At 48.2% G+C, this 6,880-nt stretch carries 7 protein-coding genes and 2 pseudogenes; 6 read left to right on the top strand and 3 right to left on the bottom strand.

Annotated features, from left to right (window positions below; translation table 11 throughout):
- Positions 1–1,118 (bottom strand): IS21 family transposase (istA, locus tag AAEY57_RS18340; protein ID WP_350608473.1); only part of this gene is annotated, 1,118 nt, incomplete at its 3' end.
- 219 nt (positions 1,119–1,337) lie between these two features.
- On the opposite strand from istA, the pseudogene AAEY57_RS18335 reads away from it, so the two are divergent.
- Positions 1,338–2,264: pseudogene (locus AAEY57_RS18335) on the top strand (Tn3 family transposase); the annotation flags it as partial.
- Positions 2,265–2,432: 168 nt separating this feature from the next.
- On the opposite strand, the gene AAEY57_RS18330 reads toward AAEY57_RS18335, so the two are convergent.
- On the bottom strand, positions 2,433–2,972 hold the full coding sequence (locus AAEY57_RS18330; protein ID WP_350608474.1) for a DUF3231 family protein: 540 nt from the start codon (positions 2,970–2,972) through the stop codon (positions 2,433–2,435).
- 425 nt (positions 2,973–3,397) lie between these two features.
- Positions 3,398–4,048 carry an organomercurial lyase MerB gene (merB, locus tag AAEY57_RS18325; protein WP_350608472.1) on the bottom strand — a complete coding sequence of 217 codons (651 nt, stop codon included), beginning with the start codon at positions 4,046–4,048 and terminating at the stop codon, positions 3,398–3,400.
- Positions 4,049–4,253: 205 nt separating this feature from the next.
- Here merB and AAEY57_RS18320 point away from each other — a divergent pair, with 205 nt between their 5' ends.
- From AAEY57_RS18320 to AAEY57_RS18300, 5 genes and pseudogenes are all read left to right on the top strand, one after another.
- Positions 4,254–4,607: a mercuric transporter MerT family protein gene (locus tag AAEY57_RS18320; protein WP_007106067.1), complete on the top strand. Its 354-nt coding sequence runs from the start codon at positions 4,254–4,256 to the stop codon at positions 4,605–4,607.
- 13 nt (positions 4,608–4,620) lie between these two features.
- Positions 4,621–4,947 carry a heavy-metal-associated domain-containing protein gene (locus AAEY57_RS18315; protein WP_012517600.1) on the top strand — a complete coding sequence of 109 codons (327 nt, stop codon included), beginning with the start codon at positions 4,621–4,623 and terminating at the stop codon, positions 4,945–4,947.
- Positions 4,948–5,311: 364 nt separating this feature from the next.
- Complete coding sequence (locus tag AAEY57_RS18310) at positions 5,312–5,659, top strand: mercuric transporter MerT family protein (RefSeq protein ID WP_007106065.1); 348 nt, start codon at positions 5,312–5,314, stop codon at positions 5,657–5,659.
- A gap of 99 nt (positions 5,660–5,758) precedes the next feature.
- Positions 5,759–6,160: a phosphoribosyl-AMP cyclohydrolase gene (gene hisI / locus AAEY57_RS18305; protein ID WP_007106064.1), complete on the top strand. Its 402-nt coding sequence runs from the start codon at positions 5,759–5,761 to the stop codon at positions 6,158–6,160.
- A gap of 287 nt (positions 6,161–6,447) precedes the next feature.
- Positions 6,448–6,804: pseudogene (locus tag AAEY57_RS18300) on the top strand (IS110 family transposase); the annotation flags it as partial.
- Positions 6,805–6,880: the final 76 nt, after the last annotated feature.

Here is a 6,880-nt window from a genome sequence, read left to right as displayed (position 1 = left end):
TAGAGTGTCACCAACTTCCCGGAGGCATGGGCTTCAAGCTTTTGTTTAATTAAGGTATGTGGCACTGAGTAGTAGTGTTTTTCAACTTCGACATGATAATCAATATGCACGCTTACTTGTTTGACTAAGGTGTAACTGTAAGCCTGTGTGGGTAGTGGTTTGAGAGCAGGTTTATCAATGGATTCAAACTGACTGAGCCTTGAACCAGGGTGCTTCTTCATTTTCCGCTGGTTTAAGTCGACAAGCAGTTTTTGTATCTTTAGGTTTAATTGGCGCAAGCTAAAGAAGCTTTCATTGCGAAGCCGTGCCATTATCCAGCGTTCGACAATTTGCACACCCACTTCTGCTTTGGCTTTATCCTTGGGCTTATAAGGTCTAGCAGGCACAATGACCGTATTGTAGTGTGTCGCCAATTGTTGGTAGGTTGGATTTAAATCAGGCTCATATCGACAAGGTTTAGTTACCGCACTTTTTAAGTTGTCAGGGATTACCAGCTCTGGCACACCACCAAGAAACTCAAAACAACGAGCATGACTCATCACCCAATCTTCTAGCTTTTGGCTATACGTTGCCTCCGCATACGTATAATTAGATGCGCCCATAACTGCGACAAACACTTGAGCTGTACGGTATTCACCTGTACTAGCATCAACAATATTCATAGTTGGGCCGCAGTAATCAACAAACAGTTTTTCACCTGCTTTATGGTTTTGTCGCATGGACGGTTTTTGACATTTAAGCCATGCCTTGTACTGTCGGCAGAAGTGGGTGTAACTGTAAAATCCTTCCTCGTGTCGCTCTTTGTATTCTTGCCAAAGCAGCAATAGCGTCATGGTTTTGGGTCGCAGCTCCTGCTGAACTAACAACCAGTCAGGAATACTAAAGCCTTTTAGTCGGGGCTTTGTTTTGAAGAATGCTCGTTGCAGAGAATGATCATCCCATTTTTCATCAAGTGGCCAGCAAGTGATACCTAACTCTGCTGATTTACAGGCATATTTAGAAACAATTGAAGGTGAAATAGATAAGCTGTTTGCTATCTTTCGATGACTGAGTTTACAGTCGTATTTTAGTCTTAAAATCTCTTTAAGTTTACGCATTGAAATAGGTGCCGTTGGCATGGTTATTCTCATCATCAAAAATGAAAAGGATAACGGTTAAAAACACCTACTGGATAGACAAAAATGAGTATAAATTGAACGATACCATTCAAGCCGATCACTCAATACCATTTTGACCAAAAAGTGATCTGCATCGATGGTATTGAGTGATCGCGATGGATAGTATTAGGTGATCGGCTTAGATGGTATTAGGTGATCGCGATGCATGAGAATATGCACATGCGGTTCGTGGTGCCAGTTCGATCAGTGCATTCCGGGCCGAACCCAAAATACTTCGGCGTCGGTCGCGGTGTCACTTGGTACAACCTCATATCGAACCAGTTTTCAGGGCTGAACGACATCACGGTGCCGGGCACGCTGCGCGATAGCCTGGTCCTCCTGGCCGTCGTCCTGGAACAGCAGACCGACCTTCAGCCGACCCAGATCATGACCGACACAGGCGCCTACAGCGATGTGGTTTTCGGGCTCTTCCGTCTGCTTGGATACCGATTTAGTCCGCGCCTGGCTGACGTTGGCGGGACGCGTTTCTGGCGGATCGACTCGAAGGCCGACTACGGGCTGCTCAACTCTGTATCCGGACACAATATCAGCCTGCAAAAAATCGAGCCACATTGGGACGACATGCTGCGCCTAGCCGGCTCGCTCAAGCTTGGCCGGGTGCCCGCTGCCGGGATCATGCGCACGCTACAGGTGGGCGAACGCCCGACCAGACTAGCGCAGGCAATCGCCGAGTTCGGCCGCATCGACAAAACCTTGCATACGCTGACGTACATCGATGACGAAGCCAAGCGCCGGGGCACACTGACCCAGCTCAACCGAGGCGAGGGGCGGCATAGCGTCGCCCGCGCTGTCTTTCACGGAAAGCGCGGAGAACTGCGCCAGCACTACCGCGAAGGCCAGGAAGACCAGCTCGGCGCGCTCGGCCTGGTGCTCAACATGATCGTGCTGTGGAACACAAGCTATATGGAGGCTGCATTGAACCAACTGCGCGCGGATGGCTTCGAGGTCCGCGATGAGGATGTGGCTAGGCTGTCGCCGCTACTGCACGAGCACATCAACATGCTTGGCCGGTATTCGTTCTCAGTACCGGACGCGGTGGCCAAGGGCGAGTTGCGGCCATTGCGCAATCCCGCGAGCGACGAGTAGGTCGCGAACTGGCCTTAACCCGGTTTTCCGTTCCACTGCGCCTCAAACCCCGGATGCCGCAGCACAACAGGTGCAGCCCTGCGAAGGCCGCTATGAGCAGTCTGGAATCGCCAGTCTTTCTGTTTTTCATATATCGCTTCCCCACTTGCCGTATGCCCGCATTGCGCCTTAACCACAGGCGATCATTCTTAACGGGTAATGGCAGGGTGCTTCGAGGAATTGCATTTTTTCCGCCATCACAATCGCAGCCAAATGCCAACGATTCGCACGGTGATAATTGCGCAGAAACGCATCTCGAACATCGGCGCGGTGACTGAGAACGGCCCCATGGTTCCAGCGGTTCATGAAAGCCTCCACGCTAAATACATGACCAACCATGATCATGCGATCGTCGATCGCGTCCGTATCCAGACGGCCCAGCGACTCGGTACTTTTCGCGTCGTGCGCGGCGTTGTAGGGCGCAGGAAGTGCATAATTGCCCTGTTCGAGCAAGACCTTCAGTTCCGTCAGATTGGGCTCACAGACGTCATGCCGATAGGTTTCCATGGACTGGCGAAGCTTTGGGTTCTTCAAGGTCTGAATATAGAGATTGCACTGTCCCATGCAGACCCATTCCCGGAGATAGCCTTGGGAAACGGCGTAATACTCGCTAGCGTCCAGTGTTGTGCGGTTATTGCGGGTCGACTCGTAAAGTTTTAGCGGCTCGATCGGTTACATCGAATGTTGATTTTCAGCGGGAGCTGAAGGCGCTTTCTAAGCGGAAGCAGAACCCGCAGCATGGCTTTGATCTCGGGAAGCGAAAGTCGCCTTTGCCTGCGCTGCTCGCCGCGAGGCAGGATCGCGGGGCAGTCCTGCAACCGCAGTTCCCAAGGGATCAGGACGAACCGCTGCACCGGACGACCACCAAAGACCCGATCGACTCGGGAAACGCGCGCGGGATGGCGCAAGCCCGAGACGGGCAAGACCCCGCCCCCGCCGGTCGATGCTCACGCCGGCATAGTGGGCCAGACGAGATTCCGTGTGGGGACCATTTGACACCGGCTTTGTTTGCATTGCTGGGCCACCCGGGTAGATTTCGCAGAGTGCAATCCGCACCTAGGAAGCGAATACCTAGCTGTAGAATCGTTATCCAATCACGATTTTCTCGATGGAATCGTCTGCAGCAGATGTCGATTAAGCTCTTGGCCCAAGCGGAAGCCATCTTGGACGCTTACGATCTCCACTCCTTCATGCTTGGAGGCCCAATCTTTCGCCGTCACGGCCGATGCAAAGAAATGGACGTGGCAACAGAATGACCGACGAATGTCCGCTGTTTCCTGCGGCAGTACCAACGACACTGCGGCGTCGGTCGGTGCGATATCCCGGATTTCGTTCGGCGAAACCGTGAGGGAAACTGGCGCCCCGGTTGCAGCGCAATGCGACGTCACGCGCGCCGTCTGGCCGATGAGGGCCGGAAGCATCAGAGTGTCCAGTGCGCACCAAGCGTATAGACGGCGGCCGTCAATCTCAAAGATATGCGAAGTCTCGCGCAAGGTGAGGACATAACCAACAATATTCCCATCACTATCGTACTCGGTACTAGTCGTCCGTTCGAGTACCGCATTCACTTGCTGAGCAGGCCAGTCGAGAGACTTGGCAAGCGTCGTTCGTGAAACTGGACGCCCCTTGGCAAGCTCACGCAGCAGCACGACGAACAGTTCCCCGAAGCCTTGGGGCTGATTGGCTGGCGTCAGACTTTCTGCAATCTTGGTGATGTAGCGGGTATGTTTCATACTAATTTTCATACTAATTTCCTTTAAGAATGGTTAAGTTTGATTGTTACAAACGTGCGTGAATATAAACTCGGTACCACGGTACTGAGTCAAGTATCCCAGAGCATTAAAATAGAAAAAGGTCACTCTGGCAGTGAACTTTCAACCCAAATAATTGACTAAGAACCTACAAAGCTGTACCAATCTTACTGAAGGAAATAACGATGGAATTCTATTTATGATACAACGCAGTGAATCCAAAAAGTCACTTTTGGTAGCCAGTCTAACTGCAATAGGCGCTTCAGTTTGTTGTGTTGGCCCATTGGTTTTGCTGACGTTAGGTGTTGGTGGAAGCTGGGCGAGTACCTTGACTGCGTTTGAGCCCGTACGACCTATATTTATTTTGATAACGCTTGGTTTGTTAGTGTGGACGTTCAGAAAACTATATATCGCACCACGTCAATGTAATGAAGGTGAGCTATGTGCAATTCCGAGAGTACAGCGGAATCAACGTATTATTTTTTGGGTCGTGTCAGTACTAATTATGCTGTTGCTGACTTTCCCCTACTATGCAGAATTTATTATCACTTAACTTGGAGATTTTTATGATGAAGATAACGACTGATTTCGTACGGTACCTTAATATTTTTATATTTGCCGTTCTTCTTGGGACGTCTTTCAATGCCGCTCAGGCAGAGGAAAGTGTTAGTACGGACGTTAGAACTGCAACATTAGCGGTTGAAAATATGACCTGTGCCATGTGCCCAATTACAGTGAAAAAGTCATTAACCAATTTAGAGGGCGTAATAGATGCCGACGTGAATTTTGACCATAAAACGGCGAAGGTTGTCTATCATGAGAATAGTGTCAGTATTGAACAGCTAACCAAAGCGACAACAAATGTAGGCTACCCCTCGGTCGTATCAAAATAATAGGAGTTCCGTGAAAATAGGAAGGTTAAGAGAGGCATTGCTTTTTTCATGATCTCTATTAAAGCAACCTCGGCATTTTAGGTCGATGTGTACATTTGCATGACTTATGAATTTGAATTTCTTGCCACGTGAGTATGGGTAATAAAATTCTGCCGGCAGTAGCACCGTCCAAAGCAGAAGACTTCAAACGCATTACAAAGGCACTTGAAGTCTTTATTTGTAATAATATAATCTCAGCTAGAAGCAATTTGTTCCTCGTTCCCTTCACAGTACTAACTTGAACCCCAATCACCAAAACACTTGACAGCGTACATTAGTACGGCATTTAGACTTTCTCCATCAACTAACACTCGAGGAGTAAGTTATGTCCCAAAAAGAAACAAGTCTACCACTTATTGGCGGATTTATTGCTGCCGTAGGCGCAGGCATTTGCTGTGCAGGACCACTCATTTTACTCATGCTGGGTGTCAGTGGTTCCTGGATTGGCAGTCTAACGTTCTTTGAACCATACCGGCCCATCTTTATCCTGTTCGTTATATTATTACTTGGTTTTGCAGGATGGAAAGTCTATCGCCCTGTTGAGGATTGCAACCCAGGTGATGCATGTGCCGTGCCTCAAGTTCGCAAGCGTCGACAGTATATTTTTTGGTTAACCGTATTATTTGCCATAGTGTTAGTGACTAGTAACTATTGGGTTGTCTTGCTTGCCTAATAAAAATTGCACAGCAAGCAATGTACTTTGAGAGCCGAGAGAGATACTCGCGCAACTTCTCTTGCTGGCCACTTTTAAGAACGCACACGAGTAAGTAGTATGAAACACTGGTTTAAATCCATTGAAAACGATGTGGCTGGTACGAGCTATTCCTTAGACAAGGTGATAGCAGAGCTAAACTTTGATGCCGATGGGCTCATTCCTGTGATTGCTCAAGATGAGAAGTCAATGAAGGTACTTATGTTTGCCTGGATGAGCAAAGAGTCTTTAGATGAAACACTGAGAACAGGGAAAATGTGCTACTGGTCACGTTCAAGACAAGGCTTGTGGCGAAAAGGTAGCAGCTCTGGCCACTCGCAAACCGTGAAATCCATTGCAGCCGATTGCGATGGCGATGTTCTTCTCGCCGAAGTAAGCCAAGTTGGGTTTGCATGCCATACAAGGCGCCATAGCTGTTTCTATCTAAGGTTTTGGGAAGATAAGGTGACACTGATCGAGTAGTAAGCCCTACAGGGTTTAATTTAGTCACTTTTAATGTGGTGATAGCTCACATTGAGCATCATTGGAACAACCAATAATTTTCCTAACTAATCAGAAGCCCCAGAATTTAGTACTTTTCATTGAGGGAAAACAGATATCGGTCTAACTAACACCTGCCTAGTTTTCTCTTTCAAATACCGGTTAACAAGGACTAAGCTATATAGTGGGTGATGAGATGGACGCTCCCCTAAACGGCGTCAATGCGCCAAACTGGTTAACTCACACTCAGTTAAAAGGGAACGTCCGTCATGAAAATTAGCACATTATCAATTGATTTGGCAAAAAATGTATTCCAAGTCGCTGGCTTTAATTCTAACTATAAAAGAGAATGCAATAAACGTTTAAACAGAGCTAAACTCAACGCCTTCATGGCGAATACCCCTCCGTGCCGCGTGGTGATGGAAGCCTGTTATTCTTCCCACTACTGGGGAAGAGTATTTTCGTCTTACGGTCATACCGTTGACCTTATCCCTGCACAACACGTTACCCCCTTTGTTCGCGGTAATAAAAACGACAGTAACGATGCCCTTGCTATCTATGAAGCAAGCTTACGCCCTCATATTAAATTCGTTCCTATTAAAACCGAAGCTCAGCAAGAAATACTGTAAGCGTCTAGCGAACCACACCTAGCATCGATGTTCTGATTATCTAAAAATACCTGCTCAATGATAAATTCGGAGC

Origin of the sequence: Pseudoalteromonas sp. MER144-MNA-CIBAN-0113 (genome assembly GCF_040308965.1) — a bacterium.
GTDB lineage: Bacteria > Pseudomonadota > Gammaproteobacteria > Enterobacterales > Alteromonadaceae > Pseudoalteromonas > Pseudoalteromonas tetraodonis.
This window is presented reverse-complemented; position numbering and strand designations above follow the sequence as displayed.